Annotated in this window: 17 protein-coding genes; 13 read left to right on the top strand and 4 right to left on the bottom strand. The window is 29.7% G+C overall.

Features of this window, described 5'->3' with window-relative positions; all coding sequences use genetic code 11:
- Positions 1-3 precede the first annotated feature (3 nt).
- Both AC5SL0_RS04295 and hisI read right to left on the bottom strand, forming a co-directional pair.
- A complete protein-coding gene (locus AC5SL0_RS04295) occupies positions 4-378 on the bottom strand; it encodes a DUF2237 family protein (RefSeq protein ID WP_011282250.1) in 375 nt (124 codons plus the stop codon).
- Positions 379-846, bottom strand: coding sequence for a phosphoribosyl-AMP cyclohydrolase (gene hisI, locus AC5SL0_RS04290; protein WP_041185798.1), 468 nt, complete (start codon positions 844-846; stop codon positions 379-381).
- Between the two features lie 77 nt (positions 847-923).
- Between hisI and folE the strand changes: the two genes are divergently transcribed.
- Genes folE through AC5SL0_RS04275 form a run of 3 tightly spaced genes read left to right on the top strand, consistent with a single transcriptional unit; the run spans position 924 to position 3,444 of the window.
- Complete coding sequence (folE, locus tag AC5SL0_RS04285) at positions 924-1,532, top strand: GTP cyclohydrolase I FolE (protein ID WP_018414284.1); 609 nt, start codon at positions 924-926, stop codon at positions 1,530-1,532.
- A 20-nt stretch (positions 1,533-1,552) separates the two neighbouring features.
- Positions 1,553-2,554, top strand: a complete 1,002-nt coding sequence (locus AC5SL0_RS04280) for an oxidoreductase (RefSeq protein WP_494617913.1) — start codon at positions 1,553-1,555, stop codon at positions 2,552-2,554.
- On the top strand, positions 2,554-3,444 hold the full coding sequence (locus tag AC5SL0_RS04275) for a LysR family transcriptional regulator (RefSeq protein ID WP_006996652.1): 891 nt from the start codon (positions 2,554-2,556) through the stop codon (positions 3,442-3,444). The genes AC5SL0_RS04280 and AC5SL0_RS04275 overlap by 1 nt, the downstream gene beginning before the upstream one ends.
- Here AC5SL0_RS04275 and AC5SL0_RS04270 read toward each other — a convergent pair whose 3' ends face one another.
- Positions 3,445-4,878, bottom strand: a complete 1,434-nt coding sequence (locus AC5SL0_RS04270; protein ID WP_494617912.1) for a helix-turn-helix domain-containing protein — start codon at positions 4,876-4,878, stop codon at positions 3,445-3,447.
- Positions 4,879-4,989: 111 nt separating this feature from the next.
- On the opposite strand from AC5SL0_RS04270, the gene AC5SL0_RS04265 reads away from it, so the two are divergent.
- The 10 genes from AC5SL0_RS04265 to AC5SL0_RS04220 all read left to right on the top strand — a co-directional run bounded on the left by AC5SL0_RS04265 (position 4,990) and on the right by AC5SL0_RS04220 (position 13,609).
- Entirely contained in the window at positions 4,990-5,151 is a 162-nt protein-coding gene (locus AC5SL0_RS04265; protein ID WP_006996654.1) for a hypothetical protein, read from the top strand.
- A 45-nt stretch (positions 5,152-5,196) separates the two neighbouring features.
- Entirely contained in the window at positions 5,197-6,471 is a 1,275-nt protein-coding gene (aceA, locus tag AC5SL0_RS04260; protein ID WP_494598608.1) for an isocitrate lyase, read from the top strand.
- 435 nt (positions 6,472-6,906) lie between these two features.
- Positions 6,907-7,926 carry a Fe(3+) ABC transporter substrate-binding protein gene (locus AC5SL0_RS04255; protein WP_011282242.1) on the top strand — a complete coding sequence of 340 codons (1,020 nt, stop codon included), beginning with the start codon at positions 6,907-6,909 and terminating at the stop codon, positions 7,924-7,926.
- Between the two features lie 74 nt (positions 7,927-8,000).
- Entirely contained in the window at positions 8,001-9,617 is a 1,617-nt protein-coding gene (locus tag AC5SL0_RS04250; RefSeq protein WP_006996658.1) for an ABC transporter permease, read from the top strand.
- A 4-nt stretch (positions 9,618-9,621) separates the two neighbouring features.
- Positions 9,622-10,680, top strand: a complete 1,059-nt coding sequence (locus tag AC5SL0_RS04245; protein WP_494617910.1) for an ABC transporter ATP-binding protein — start codon at positions 9,622-9,624, stop codon at positions 10,678-10,680.
- Positions 10,681-10,699: 19 nt separating this feature from the next.
- Complete coding sequence (locus tag AC5SL0_RS04240; RefSeq protein WP_027307051.1) at positions 10,700-11,398, top strand: AzlC family ABC transporter permease; 699 nt, start codon at positions 10,700-10,702, stop codon at positions 11,396-11,398.
- The gene (locus AC5SL0_RS04235; protein WP_006996661.1) at positions 11,398-11,715 is read left to right on the top strand and encodes an AzlD domain-containing protein; all 318 of its coding nucleotides are present in this window, start codon (positions 11,398-11,400) and stop codon (positions 11,713-11,715) included. Before AC5SL0_RS04240 ends, AC5SL0_RS04235 begins: the two co-directional genes overlap by 1 nt.
- Positions 11,685-12,632 (top strand): DMT family transporter, encoded by a 948-nt coding sequence (locus AC5SL0_RS04230; protein ID WP_027307050.1) that lies wholly within the window; start codon positions 11,685-11,687, stop codon positions 12,630-12,632. Before AC5SL0_RS04235 ends, AC5SL0_RS04230 begins: the two co-directional genes overlap by 31 nt.
- 44 nt (positions 12,633-12,676) lie before the next feature.
- Entirely contained in the window at positions 12,677-13,045 is a 369-nt protein-coding gene (locus tag AC5SL0_RS04225; RefSeq protein WP_006996663.1) for a TlpA family protein disulfide reductase, read from the top strand.
- A gap of 138 nt (positions 13,046-13,183) precedes the next feature.
- Positions 13,184-13,609 carry a SprT-like family protein gene (locus AC5SL0_RS04220; protein ID WP_494617909.1) on the top strand — a complete coding sequence of 142 codons (426 nt, stop codon included), beginning with the start codon at positions 13,184-13,186 and terminating at the stop codon, positions 13,607-13,609.
- Positions 13,610-13,618: 9 nt separating this feature from the next.
- Here the strand turns inward: AC5SL0_RS04220 and AC5SL0_RS04215 are convergent, their stop codons facing one another.
- On the bottom strand, positions 13,619-14,632 hold the full coding sequence (locus AC5SL0_RS04215) for an MBL fold metallo-hydrolase (RefSeq protein WP_006996665.1): 1,014 nt from the start codon (positions 14,630-14,632) through the stop codon (positions 13,619-13,621).
- Positions 14,633-14,646 lie beyond the last annotated feature (14 nt).

The following is a 14,646-nucleotide window of genomic DNA, read 5'->3' as shown; positions in this document are numbered from 1 at the left end:
TAATTAAGATAAATCAATAGCATTTTTCTTTAAAACCTCCATTGAAACAAGCTTTAAAGTTTTTTCATGTGTTCTTTTTAAATAAACAGGGCATGGTTTTCCAGCATCAGCAGCTCTTGCATACCAACTAGCACATACACACCAACCATCTCCAGCTTTTAGACCTGGAAACCCAAATTCAGGATGAGGAGTTATTAAATCATTACCAGCTTCTTTACACCACTCTAAAAATTCTGTTGTAACCTTTGCACAAACTGTATGAACACCGTGATCATTTTCATCAGTACTACAACAACCATCTCTATGCCATCCAGTTAAAGGATCGTTAGAACACTCTTCTAGATCTTCACCTAGAACATTTTTTTGATTGTCACTCATTTAAATTTTTGTAGGATTAGGTTGGCCTTTGTAGACAACCTCTGGATCAAATGATTTTTCTTTTTCTTCAAATTTCATTTCAATTTCTCTACCATTTTCAATTGGGCCGAGTGGAATTGATCTATAGAAACACGATCTATAACCAACATGACAGCTTGAACCATCTCCAATATCAACCGTTAACCAAATAGAGTCTTGATCATCATCAATTCTAATTTCAGTTACTTTTTGAGTAAAGCCACTAGTTTTGCCTTTGTGCCAAATTTGCTGTCTAGATCTACTAAAATAATGAGCTTCTTTAGTCTCAATGGTTTTTTTAAAAGCTTCAACATTCATGTAACCATGCATCAAAACATCTTTAGTTTTTGAACACATTGTAATAACTGGAATTAATCCATCATTATCAAATTTTGGTGAAAGGAGTTTGCCCTCTTCGATTTCAACTATATTTTCTCTTTTTTTAAACATAATTAGGTAATTATGTAGCATATTGTTAGATATATTAAATATTTTAAAAACAATGATTTACTGTATAAAGTTGCCTTATGAAATTAGTCGAAGACACAGATAGCAAGATTTTAGATACCAAAAAAGTTTCTGACAAAGAAGCTGAAGAGGCTTTTAAAACTATTTTAACTTGGATGGGTGAAGACCCTAGTAGAGAAGGGTTATTAGAAACTCCAAAAAGAGTTGTTAAAGCATTTAAAGAATATTTTGGTGGATACACTGAAGATGCTGAAAAAATTTTAGAGAAAACTTTCGGCGATGTTGAAGGTTATGATGACATGGTTGTTGAAAAAAATATTTCAGTATCAAGTCATTGTGAACATCATATGGCACCAATAGTTGGTACAGCACATGTTGCTTATATTCCAAATGAAAGAGTTGTAGGTTTAAGTAAACTTGCAAGAGTAGTAGAAGTTTTTTCAAAAAGATTACAGACACAAGAAAGATTAACAATGCAAGTTGCTCAAGCTTTAATGACTTCATTAGATGCAAAAGGAGTTGCTGTTACAATTGATGCAGCACACCAATGTATGACAATGAGAGGCATTAAAAAAGAAAATGCAACAACAGTTACAAATTATTTCTTAGGAGAATTTAAAAAAGATTTAAGTATTCAGAATAGATATTTAAGATTTATTAGTAAGTAACCTTCCTAAGGGAGAAAAGCATGTCGGATAATTTTAAAGCACTAGTTCTTAATCAAGAAGGTGAAAATTTTACACGAGAAGTAAAATCAATAGATAAATCATTTTTAAAACATGGTGATGTACTTGTTCAAGTAGATTATTCAGACTTAAACTATAAAGATGCACTTATTTTAAATAATGGGGCAAAATTAGTAAAAGAATTTCCACATATCCCAGGAATTGATTTCGCAGGCACTGTTTTAGAAAGTGATAATTCTAAATTTATAAAAGGGGATGAAGTAATCCTTACAGGTTGGAGAGTTGGCGAAATTTACTTTGGTGGCTATTCTCAGTTTGCTAAAGTTAATGGAGATTACTTAGTTAAAAAACCAAAAGATATCTCATCTAAACAAGCAATGATCTTAGGGACTGCTGGATTAACAGCATTGTTATGTTCTTTTGCAATCAAAGCTAGAGAAGAACTTTTGTTAGGTGAAAAAATAAAAGATGTTTTAGTTACTGGTGCATCCGGTGGTGTTGGAAGTATTGCAGTGATGATTTTAAATAAATTTGGTTATGATGTTACAGCTGTTACTGGAAAGGCAGAAAATGAAAAATATTTAAGATCATTAGGCGCTAAAAATATAATAAATAAAGCAGATTTAGATAAAGACGCTAGACCATTAGACAAAGGTTTATGGGACGGTGTTGTTGATACTGTTGGTGGAAAGATACTTGCTAATGCGCTTGCACAAACAAGAGACAATGGAATTGTTGCAGCTTGTGGAAATGCTTCTGATTATAAATTAAATACAACAGTTATGCCTTTTATTATTAGAGGTGTTAAACTTTGGGGAATTAATTCTGTTACAGCATCAATTAAAAGAAGAGAGTTTGTTTGGGGTGAAGTTAAAAGTCTTATTGATTTCGAACAATTAGAAAAATCAATAAAGACAGTAAGCTTAGAAGATTTAATAGACATATATCCAAAAATGTTAAAAGGTGAAACATCTGGAAGATATATAGTTGATCTTAATAAATAATGGATTGGGATAAATTAAAAATATTTCATGCAGTTGCAGAAGCGGGAAGCTTCACTAACGCAACAATAAACCTAAATTTAAGTCAATCAGCAATTAGTAGACAAATTCAATCGTTAGAACAAGATCTTAAAGTGCAACTCTTTGAAAGGCACGCTAGAGGTCTTACATTAACTGAAAATGGCGAATATTTATTCAAAACTGCTCATGATGTAATTAGTAAATTAAAAGAGGTTGAATCAACCCTGGGAGATCAAAAAAATAAACCAACAGGTAAATTAACCATTACAACAGTTAGAAGTTTTGGTACCCACTGGTTAACACCTCGTATTCAAGAATTTATGACTTTAAACCCTGAAATAGAAATTGAATTAATTTTTGAAGATAAGGAATTGGACTTAAGTACGAGACAGGCAGATATAGGTATTTTCATGAGAAGACCTAAGCAGCTTAATTATATTCAAAAAAAATTAGTGGATTTAAAATATTATATTTATGGCTCTAATAAATATTTAGAAAAACATGGGATGCCTAAAACCATTTCAGATCTTAATAAACATAAATTTATTTCATTTGGAAAAGGAGCTCCATCTCCCGTCTATGATCCAGATTGGGCTTTAAAGCTTGGAATTAAAGATGGTAAAAAAAGAAAACCAGTAATGAAAGTTAATAGTGTTATGGGTTTACTTTTAGCAGTTGAAGCTGGTGTAGGTCTTGCAGCACTTCCAGAGTATTTAGTTTCAAATTCAAATAATATAATAAAAGTACTTCCTAGTTCGGAAGGACCTATAACAGAGGCTCACTTTGTCTATCCTCAATCACTTAAAAACACAGCAAGAATAACCGCTTTTAGGAACTTTTTGTTTAGTAAAATTGGTGATTGGAAGTCTTAATTAACTAGACTTATCATTAACATAAACTGAAACACCTCTAGAATTGATATCTACATCAAATTTTTTGTGTAAAGGTGGAAACGCTCTTTGTGGACAATCCAATCTATCACAAGTTCTGCAAGATACACCAATGGGGATCTCTGACGTTTTATCACTTACATTAATGTTTTCAGTATAGACAAAATCTTTTGCATACTTTGCGTCACAACCTAGTCCAATTGATAAAATACTTTTTGATTGACCAAATCGTCCGACACCTTTTTCAACTGTTCTTGCAATACACACATATTTTTCACCATTAGTCATTTTACTAACTGCTGCTTGAATAACACCGGGTCTTGTGAAGGCTGAATAAACATTCCATCTAGGACATGCACCACCATATCTTGGTATATCAATTCCTGATAATGAAAATCTTTTTGAAATATTTCCAGCCATATCAACTCTTAACATGTGAAAAGGAATTCCAGGTAATTTTGGGTCTTGTAAACATGTTACACGGTGAGCAACTTGCTCAAAAGAAGTTGCAAATGTATTTTGTAAAAGTTCCAAGTCATATTTTAATTTTTTACATTCAGCATGAAAGGGCTTGTAAGGCATTAAAATTGCAGCACCACAATAATTCAATAATGCAACTTTAGTTAATTTTTTAGACTCATCTGATGGAAAAGAAAATTTTGATAAATAAATATCAATATCTTTCATTGCTCCTTCTTGAGCTATCTGAGCTGCTGCATGAAGTTTTTTTGTTTCTAGGGAACTATAATCACTTAACAAAAGTTCTTTTTTGCTCTTATTATAGATTTTAGAAAAAGGCTTTCCTTCTTCAGGTAAAATATCTTTTACTGTAATTGAATATTCTTTATTTAAATACTCACATAACGCAATATATCGAGTTCTATTATTTTTTTGAATTTTATCAAAAACTTTATTTGCAAATTCTTCTAATTTTGGAAAATAGTTTTTATGCTGTTGAAGAAAATCAGATATTACTTCGCCAGGAAAAGAGTTTTTTCTATTATCCACTATCTTACCTGAAATTTTTTCTATTTTATCAATTAGTTCGTGATCTTTCTTTTTAAGAATATCTCCTAATCTAACAAGGGCTCTACCGATCTTTGGGTTTGTGCCAACAAGGTCTTTAACTTCAGGACCAAGAATATCTAAGTCTTCAAATAATTTATCATCTAAAATTTCTGAAATTGTATTTTCTAAATTAATATCTGATTTTGAAGTTAAGTCTGAAAGTTGAATATTTAATTTTTCACAAACCTTAAGTAATAAATCTCCATCTATTTTTCTTTTTCCACTTTCAATTAAATTCAAATAGCTTGGAGAAATTCCTAGATCCTCTGAAAGTTTATTAGCTTGCAGTCCTAACTGCCTTCTAAAAGCTTTTATTTTTGGACCTATTTTAATATCTAATTGACTCATATAAGTTATTTGTAAATTTTGTAAATTTTAATTTACAATAAATTATGTTGTTTTACAAGGTTTTTAACGATTTTGTTGGAATTTGTAAATTTAGTAAATTATAAAGTTTACATGGACGATAAAATTAAAAATACTGAAAATGAAGCTCAAATCATAAGAGAAGAAGACATTTCTCAATATAATGCAAAAGGCATTTATATGAGAGATGATCACTGTGATTGGGGCTCAAGTGGAATGGATGCTTTAGTTGATCAAATCAACGACAGTAATTAATTCGTTCACTTAAAATATTTTCACAACATAACAGTAAAGGACTAAATGAGTGCTGAGAACATCTCATACGATTTAAAAAGATTTGCAGGAATTAAAAGAGATTATACCCCAGAAGAGGTTGAGAGATTAAGAGGTTCATTTAAAATTGAATACTCTATGTGTAAACACCAATCCAAAAAATTATGGGATTTGTTAAATTCAGAAAATTATATTAATACATTGGGATCTCTATCGGGAAACCATGCTATTCAACATGCAAAAGCTGGATTAAAAGCAATTTATTTAAGTGGATGGCAAGTAGCAGCTGATGCAAATACGGCTGGTGAAATGTATCCAGATCAATCCTTATATCCATATGATAGTGCGCCAAAATTAGTTGAGTCGATGAATAATGCATTAATTAGAGCAGATCAAATTCAGCATATGGAATTACAAGATGGTGAAATGAAATCAAAAGATAGAACAGATTATATGTTGCCTATTATTGCAGATGGTGAAGCAGGTTTTGGTGGTCCATTAAATGTTTTTGAATTAGCAAAAAAATTTATTAAAGCAGGTGCGGCTGGAGTTCACTTTGAAGATCAATTAGCTAGCGAAAAAAAATGTGGCCATATGGGTGGAAAAGTTTTAGTTCCAACTGGCACTATGATTAAAAACTTAAAAGCTGCAAGACTTGCAGCGGATATCGCAGATGTACCCTTAATAATTTTAGCAAGGACTGACGCTAATGCTGCAAAATTAATTACGAATGATTTTGATGAAAATGATAAACCATTTTTAACTGGTGAAAGATCACCAGAAGGTTTTTATTATGTTAAACACGGAATTGATCAAGCAATTTCCAGAGGTTTAGCATACGCGCCTTATTCAGATTTAATCTGGTGTGAAACTGCAACACCAAACTTAGAAGAGGCAAAAAAGTTTGCAGATGCAATTCATAAAAAGTTTCCTGGTAAATTATTAGCTTACAATTGCTCTCCCTCGTTCAATTGGAAAAAGCATTTATCAGATGCTGAGATTGCAACATTTCAGCAAAAAATTAGTGAGATGGGATATAAATTCCAATTTATAACCCTTGCAGGATTTCATACTCAAAATATTGCAATTTTTGAACTTGCTGAAAAATATAAAACAGAAGGAATGACTGCTTATTCTAAAATCCAAGAGCTTGAGTTTGCTAGAGAAAAAGATGGCTATACAAGTGTTAAACACCAACGAGAAGTTGGAACATCTTATTTTGATGCAGTTTCAAATACCATAAGTAGTGGAAAAAGTTCTACAACTGCTATGGCAGGATCAACAGAATCTGAACAGTTTTAATTAGTCTTTAATAAGCTTTCTAAATATGATTATATATTTGGATGTTTATAAGTAGTTTACTTTTAATTATTCTCTATATTTCTCACAGATACATTGTTGCTTGGATTATCTACTACAATAAGACAGATGAACGTTTTGGTAATTCTGTATGGCGTTGGTCATATGACTATCAAGTAATTGGAGAAAGAGATGTTTCAGACCTTGATGATAAGCCATTTGTAAGAAAAAGAAGAGTTAGAAACCGCACTGTTTCAATAATGTACTGTAATTTCTTTATAGGGTTCCTTGTATTCATGTCTTTTCTTAGTAATCTGCTTATCCGGATATTAACTTAATTAACCATTGTAAACTGCGTCAATAAATGCGATTGATAATCATTCGCAATGTTAATAATAAGCATTCTAAACTAATCAAGGGTAAAAAATAAAGGAAAAAATGAAAAAAATTATACTTATTATATTAACCTTGAGTTTTTTTAAAAGCATGACATTAGCTAATGAAGTTAATGTTTTTAGTGCAAGACATTACGATTCAGATATCCAGCTTTACAATAAATTTACATCTCAAACTGGAATTAAAGTGAATGTCATATCCGGCAAAGATAAATCTCTTCAAAAAAGAATTATAGAAGAAGGAAAAGATTCAAAAGCTGATCTTTATATTACAGCTGATGCTGGAAAGTTAGGACTTTTCGATTTAAAAGGGATGTTTCAAAACTCTATGTCGCCAGCAATTAAATCTGCAGTACCGGCAAACTTTAGATCTAAAAATTGGACAGGAATAGCTAAAAGAGCACGAATAATTTATTACTCTCCAGAGAGAGTAAGTGACAATGATCTTAATGGATTGACTTATGAAGGTCTTGCTGATCCTAAGTGGAAAGGTAGAATTGTTATAAGACAATCTAATAATATTTATAATCAATCTCTAGTAGCTTCATTAATAGATAATAATGGAAAAGAGAGAACTACTATTTGGGCAGAAAATTTGGTTAAGAATATGGCTAGAGACTCAAAGGGAAATGATAGAGCTCAGATTTTAGCTGTAGCAGCTGGCGAAGCTGATATTGCTGTTGCAAATACTTATTATTACGCACTTATGCTTTCTGGTAGTAAAGGTGCAGAGCAACAAGAGGCTGCAAAAAAAGTATTACCATTTTTCCCAAATCAGGGTGATAGAGGAACACATATGAATATTAGTGGAGGTGGAATATTAAAATATGCTCCAAATAAAGATAACGCAATTAAACTGTTAGAGTTTTTATTAACTAAAGATGCTCAACAACATATTGTTAATAATACGTATGAATATCCAATGATTGAAGGTGTTGAGCCTCATGGATTAATTACACAAATGGGGTTTAATTTTAAACAAGACCTTAAAACTAAAGTAGCTAATTACGGAAAAAATCAAGCTATCGCATTAGAGATAATGCTTAACGCGAAGTGGAAATAAAGAGGTTATAACACAGCGCGCTTTTAATATTAAGTTAATTACCCTGCTTGATGTTATTAGTGCGTTGTTAAAAAATGGGTAATAAGATTAACATTTGGTATTTTAGTTCTTTTGTCATATCCATAATTGTAGCTGTACCCATTATAACTGTATTCAGTAGTTTCTTTGAAACAACTGGAGACTACGTTTCAGTTTTAAAAAATACTTTTCTTTTAGATTATATTTATAATTCATTAATACTTTTGACAGGTGTTTTAACCTTAACTTTTATTATAGGAGTTGGTTGTGCTTATTTAGTTTCATTTTATAAATTTCCTGGTGTTAATTTCTTTAAATGGGCTTTAATCCTATCTTTTGCAGTACCAGCCTATATTTATGCATATTCATTAACTGCTTTTTTTGAAAACTATGGAACGGCTTTTTCAATTTTAAAAAACTTATTGGGCGAGGGAAATTACAACGCTCATATTCCAAAGTTTGATGGAATGTTAGGCGCAATAATTTCAATATCATTTTCACTATTTGGTTATATTTACGTATTAACTAGAGCATCATTTCATTATCAGTCACAAAACTTAATAGAACTTGGTAAAAACCTTGGCTTTTCTAAGCAAAAATCATTTTTTAAGATAATCTTACCTTCGGCAAGACCTGCAATAGTTGCTGGCCTTTCTTTGGTTGCAATGGAGACCTTATCAGATTTTGGTTCTGTTTCATTTTTTGGAGTGTCGACTTTAACAACAGGTATTTATAATGCATGGATATCTTTTGACGATCTTACTTTAGCAAACAGGTTATCATCTTACTTGTTAATTTTTATACTTGGACTTTTTGTTATAGAAAATCTATCTAGAAAAAAAGCTCAATATCACACATCATCAAAAGGAGGGTTTAAATCAAAATCTGTAGTTCATTTATATAATTATAAATCAATTTTAGCGTTTTTATTTTGTACGTTAGTATTTTTCTTAAGCTTTTTATTTCCAGTTTTTCAAATGTTATATTGGACAATTATTTTTCCAAAACACTTTTTAGATTTAAATTTAATTGAATTATTCTCAAATACAATGTTGTTAGTTTTTTTATCGTGTTGCTTATTAATATTATTAGCCTTTATTTCAAACTATGGAAACAGAGTTTCAAAAAGTAAATTTTTAGAAGCATTAAATACATTTTCTATTTCCGGATATGCAATACCTGGAATTATTTTAGCTGTTGCTTTTATAACATTTATTTCATGGCTAGATCTTAATATGATTAATTACCTTGGAACAGAATCGATAAAATCTATTTTCATTGGATCTATTTTAGGATTGGTTATAATTTATTTTATAAGATTTTATTCATTAGCTAATAACGGAATTAAATCTGGCTATCTAAAAATTAATTATTCTATAGATGAGAGCGCATATCTTCTTGGTTATTCAAAATTTAAAACATTTAGAAATATTCACCTTCCTTATTTAAAGAATTCAGTTTTATTAATAGGTATTTTGTTAACAATTGAAATAATCAAGGAATTACCGATTACCTTGATTATGAGACCATTTAACTTTGAAACCTTTGCAACAAAAGCGTATATTTATGCTTCCCAAGATTTACTTGAAGCTGCAGCAGCGCCATCATTACTGCTTATACTTATTGCAAGTTGCTTTATTTTAATTACATCTAGATATATCCTTAAAGATTAAACTTATGACAAAAAATTTCTTAGAAATAAATAATGTAACATTTGCAGCAAGTGCACAAAGTAAAGTGAACAATGTTTCTCTAACGATTGAAAATCAAGGAGACATTGTTTGTTTGTTAGGACCATCTGGTATTGGTAAAACTACTATACTTAGAACAATTGCAGGTTTAGAAAAAGTACAGTCTGGGAAAATTATCTTAAAAAATAAAATTTTGTCATCTGATAATACTCATATTGAACCTGAAAATAGAAATATTTCTATGGGGTTTCAGGACAATTCCCTTTTTCCCCATTATACAGTTTTAGAAAATATAAAATTTGGTGCAGATAGAAATAAAAAGAAGAAGAAAGGTTTAAATTTAAATGAAATAAATAAGCTTCTTCATATCGAGCACATTGTTGGTAAATACCCACACCAGATAAGTTCTGGAGAAGCTCAAAGAGCCTCATTAGCAAGGTCTTTGTTATCTAATCCTGATTTATTGTTATTAGACGAGCCTCTTTCAAATGTAGATCAGAACTTTAAAGAAGAAATACAGGTTAAATTAAAGCAAATTTTAACAGAGCATAAGATTACAACAATTATTGTAACACACGACTCTTATGAGGCTTTTTATTTGGGAACTAAATGTGGAATAATTTTAGATGGTCAACTTAAGCAATATGATGACCCATATAATGTTTACCATTTTCCAAACTCAATAGAGGTGGTTAATTTTCTAAATCGAGGGATCTTAATCCCAGCAAAAGTTACAGGTGAAAATAGTTTAGAAAATGATGATCTTGGAACAATAACTGGAGATTTTATAAAACATTATCCAAAAGGATCTGAAGTTCAGCTTTTATTACAGCCTGAGGATCTTGAGCATGATGACAAAAGTAATTTAAAATTAGAAGTTGTGGATAGAAAATTTAGAGGAACAAATTTTATCTATACTCTTAAAACTGCAAGTAATAGATTAGTACCTGTTTTTGTTCATTCACATCATATTCATCAGCATGAAGTTGACGAAAAATTTGGTATAAAGAGACCAATTAATATTGATCATATAGTTTGTTTCTAATACAAAATCCTAAATTAAAATGAATAAAAGATTTAAAACATTGTCCAAGGGGATTATTGATGTAAGCCCTTTAATGATACCGGTAGTTCCGTTTGGAATTATATACGGCGTTATTGGAATGGAAGTGGGTTTGAGTGCCTATATGACATTTGGTATGTCTATTATAATTTTTGGTGGAGCTTCTCAAATTGTTTTATTACAATTATTCTCTGGCGGTGCATCATCATTAGTTACAATCACATCAGTTACCGCAGTAAACTCTAGACATTTACTATATGGTGCGGTTTTTTCTGAATATCTTTCTCACTTAAAACTGAGATGGAAAATTATATTATCCTATGTATTAATTGATCAAGCATTTGCTGTTTCAAATATTTATTTTAAAAAAAATAAAGAAAATAAATTTAAACACTACCATTTATTAGGAGCTGGTTTTACCTGTTGGACTATTTGGCAGATATCAACAATTTTAGGTATAGTTCTTGGATCGGTAGTACCTGAAGAGTTAGGTTTAAGTTTTACTATTTCTTTAACATTTTTAGCTTTGTTAATTGATGATTTTAGAAAGTATAAAAATATTATTGTAATGTTAGTCTCAGGAATTGTTGCTACTGTTGGGTATAATACAATACCATTTCAAGCTTACATTATTATAGCAACACTGTCAGCTTTATCGGTTGCTACTATAATCACATTAATTGACCGGAAGAAAAAGTAATGCATTGGACGACAATTATTTATTGTGGAATTTTGACTTACCTAACTAGATTTTCTATGATTTTTTTCTTAAAAAAAGATATTCTAAACGAAAAGACAAAAAAAGTTTTGTCTTACGTTCCATCAGCCATTTTTCCGGCAATAATATTCCCTCCTATATTTCTTGATGCCACAGGATCTATAGATATTGATAGTAATCCCAAGATACTAGCAGCTATAATTGCGATAATTATTGGATATTTTAGTAGAAGTATTATTGTAACTATTCTTGTTGGACTTGCCTCATATTGGTTCTTGATTTTTGTATATTACCAATAAAAAAGCCTATATTTACTCACAAAATGTTTCCTAAAGTTAAAATTAACAATGAGTTATTGGGCATACTTTATATGCTTTTATGTCAGTTTTCATTTGCAACAAATGATGCTTTTGTAAAAAACATATATGAACATTTCGATGAAATATTTGTTTTAAATCAAATAATTTTTATAAGAGGGATTTTTACACTACTATTTATAGTATTATTTCTTTACATAAAAAAACAATTAAATTTTAAGTTAATTTTTTCTTCGACAGAACTAAAGATAAGAGGGCTTCTTGAATCTTTAGCCGCATTATTTTTTTTTATTGGTATTGCCTTACTACCGTTTGCAAAAGTTTATATTCTATTAAGTATGGCACCAATTATCTTAACTGCATTTGGGGCAATCTTTATGAATGAAAAAGTAAGATGGAGAAGATGGAGTGCTGTAATTTTAGGTTTTATTGGAGTGGTAGTAGTTGTTAATCCAGGGAAATTAGAGTTTGGTTATTATTTTATATTTCCAATCTTAGCAGCAATCATGCTTTCAATTAGAGACATGTACACAAAAAATTTTAAAAAAGATTATCACAGTCTTCAAACTGCATTTATGACATGTTTTGTTGTGACTATTTTTTTTGGAATATTAAGTATTTACAAATTTTATGATTTTACGTTAAAAGATATTTTTATTTTATTTATTTCTGCTTTTTTTTTAGCAATGGGTTATATTTTTTCAATTGCAACTATCAAGATTGCACTTGTGTCTGTTACATCAACTTTTAGATATTCAGTGATTTTATGGGGCATAATTTATGGATATTTTTTATTTGATGAAGTTCCTTCGACTAATAGTTATATTGGAGCATTAATTATTATAATTAGTGGTTTAATTATCATATCGAGACAGAAACAAATTGGGGTTATAAAATAAAACAATGAGTTGTTAATTAACCATGTATCTTATACATTAAGACTATGAAAAAAATATTCATCATAATTTTTACACTGATTTCATTTAACTCATTTGCTGTAGATAAAAGTACTACTTTTAATAATGAAATTTTTGAAAAAGCGCAACTTGATGGAAAAATAGTTGTTATAAATTCTTGGAATGAAACATGCACAACCTGTAAGGCTCAAATTAAGATCCTAAATCAAGCTGAAAAAGATTTCGAGGACATCCTCTTTTTAAGCTTCGAGCAAGAAAAGCATAAGACTATTGCAAAACAGCTAGGAATTGACTATTGGACAACAATTGTAATTTACCAAAATAACAAAGAGGTCTATAGAAGCATTGGTCAAATGAATAAAGACAAAATTTATTCTGCTATAAAATCTCTTTAATTTTTAAACAACATCAACATAGTAAAGTTAAAAATAATCGTATTTTAAAGATTTTATTATCTTGTATATTACAGTTTTAGTAGTAGATAATCAGAAATTATACCCATTTAATAACACTTATTTACACACTCTATAAAAATGCAAAAAAAGAAAATTGTTAAAGATAGCTACATTGTAAGAACAAAAAAAAGAATACTTAGAGACACAATAGAAACAGAAAAAAAATATACTACTAATTTTAAAGACATTAGAAATTACTTTAAGATTTTTAATAAATCTTTATTTAATAATAAACTCAACCCTTTTAATGATGTAATGATTAAAAGAATAGTAAGAGGATCAGGGCAATGTGTTGAATATATCTCTTATAGAAAAGGTACAAATAAATTTGTACTTGAGATGATGCCTAAATATAAAAATAAAATGGAATTTTTAAATACCTTGTCACATGAAATGGTTCACTTATGGCAACAAACAATTAAAAAAGATACTGGTAATCATAATAAATTATTTTTTAGTTTTAGAAATAAATTTAAAAGATTAAATTTAAAGTTAAGTTATTAAATTCTAATTTTATAAATCTAAACCTTCTTTTTTCCAATTCTTAAGACCACCAATTAAGTGAAAACAATTGGTAAATTGATAAGATTTTGATAATTGAACTGCTAGAGTTGATCTATGACCATGTGCGCAATAAAATAAAATTCTTTTATCTTTTAAAGTATTTTTGTTTTGTTGTAGATACTCGTTAATTTCTGGAAAACGAACCACTGTACTATTTTTAATCATACCATCTTTATCTATTTCATTTTGCTCTCTAAGATCAATTAAAATTGACTGAGCATCATTTTTAATTTCATTAAATTTTTCTGGTTCGACACCGTTATTTACTTTTTGTCTATTAAAATCTATTCCTAATTGTAAATTACTAGGAACTGCAACATCCATCATACTTGGATTAGGCAAATTTAAATTATTCATAATTTCGATATATTGATCTGCAGAACTTACCTGCAGTCTTGGGTTGAATTTTTTTTCTTCTATTATGGTACTGACCATCTCTCCTTTATAATCATGAGCAGGGTAAATTAATGTTTCATCTGGAAGTTTTAAAAGTTTATTAAAAATAGAATTATACGAATCTCTTGCATTTCCATTTTGAAAATCTGTTCTACCGGTTCCTCTAATTAATAATGCATCTCCAGTGAAAACCCTATCATTCATTAAGAAGCTAAAACTTTCTATGGTGTGACCTGGGGTATAAATTGCCTGTAATTCTAAGCCATCAATTTTAATTGTCTCTTCATCGGCAACTTGCATTGCAACCACATCAGCAGGGGTTTTGTCACCCATTACTGTAACGCAATTCGTTTTATCTCTTAGTTCGGCAATACCTGAGATATGGTCAGCATGGATATGAGTATCAATAACTTTTACTAACTTTAAATCTAGTTCTTTAAGGAGCTTAATATATTGTTCAACATTTTCTAACACTGGATCAATGATTAAAGCCTCTCTTCCTTTTGCAGAAGCTATTAGGTATGTAAATGTACTTGAGACTTTATCAAATAATTGTCGAAATAACATTGATTTACAATATC

Source organism: Candidatus Pelagibacter sp. PS_16, assembly GCF_059417965.1.
The sequence above is the reverse complement of the archived record's forward strand: the minus strand, read 5'-3'. Positions and strand labels throughout refer to the sequence as shown.

What these genes read in the sequence shown, in the direction of transcription:
- AC5SL0_RS04270 (WP_494617912.1), bottom strand. Translation starts at nt 4,878, where the DNA reads ATGAGTCAATTAGATATTAAAATAGGTCCAAAAATAAAAGCTTTTAGA.
- AC5SL0_RS04255 (WP_011282242.1), top strand. Translation starts at nt 6,907, where the DNA reads ATGAAAAAAATTATACTTATTATATTAACCTTGAGTTTTTTTAAAAGC.
- AC5SL0_RS04265 (WP_006996654.1), top strand. Translation starts at nt 4,990, where the DNA reads ATGGACGATAAAATTAAAAATACTGAAAATGAAGCTCAAATCATAAGA.
- AC5SL0_RS04215 (WP_006996665.1), bottom strand. Translation starts at nt 14,632, where the DNA reads ATGTTATTTCGACAATTATTTGATAAAGTCTCAAGTACATTTACATAC.
- aceA (WP_494598608.1), top strand. Translation starts at nt 5,197, where the DNA reads ATGAGTGCTGAGAACATCTCATACGATTTAAAAAGATTTGCAGGAATT.
- AC5SL0_RS04250 (WP_006996658.1), top strand. Translation starts at nt 8,001, where the DNA reads ATGGGTAATAAGATTAACATTTGGTATTTTAGTTCTTTTGTCATATCC.
- AC5SL0_RS04235 (WP_006996661.1), top strand. Translation starts at nt 11,398, where the DNA reads ATGCATTGGACGACAATTATTTATTGTGGAATTTTGACTTACCTAACT.
- AC5SL0_RS04225 (WP_006996663.1), top strand. Translation starts at nt 12,677, where the DNA reads ATGAAAAAAATATTCATCATAATTTTTACACTGATTTCATTTAACTCA.
- AC5SL0_RS04220 (WP_494617909.1), top strand. Translation starts at nt 13,184, where the DNA reads ATGCAAAAAAAGAAAATTGTTAAAGATAGCTACATTGTAAGAACAAAA.
- AC5SL0_RS04280 (WP_494617913.1), top strand. Translation starts at nt 1,553, where the DNA reads ATGTCGGATAATTTTAAAGCACTAGTTCTTAATCAAGAAGGTGAAAAT.
- AC5SL0_RS04275 (WP_006996652.1), top strand. Translation starts at nt 2,554, where the DNA reads ATGGATTGGGATAAATTAAAAATATTTCATGCAGTTGCAGAAGCGGGA.
- AC5SL0_RS04240 (WP_027307051.1), top strand. Translation starts at nt 10,700, where the DNA reads ATGAATAAAAGATTTAAAACATTGTCCAAGGGGATTATTGATGTAAGC.
- AC5SL0_RS04245 (WP_494617910.1), top strand. Translation starts at nt 9,622, where the DNA reads ATGACAAAAAATTTCTTAGAAATAAATAATGTAACATTTGCAGCAAGT.
- hisI (WP_041185798.1), bottom strand. Translation starts at nt 846, where the DNA reads ATGTTTAAAAAAAGAGAAAATATAGTTGAAATCGAAGAGGGCAAACTC.
- AC5SL0_RS04295 (WP_011282250.1), bottom strand. Translation starts at nt 378, where the DNA reads ATGAGTGACAATCAAAAAAATGTTCTAGGTGAAGATCTAGAAGAGTGT.
- folE (WP_018414284.1), top strand. Translation starts at nt 924, where the DNA reads ATGAAATTAGTCGAAGACACAGATAGCAAGATTTTAGATACCAAAAAA.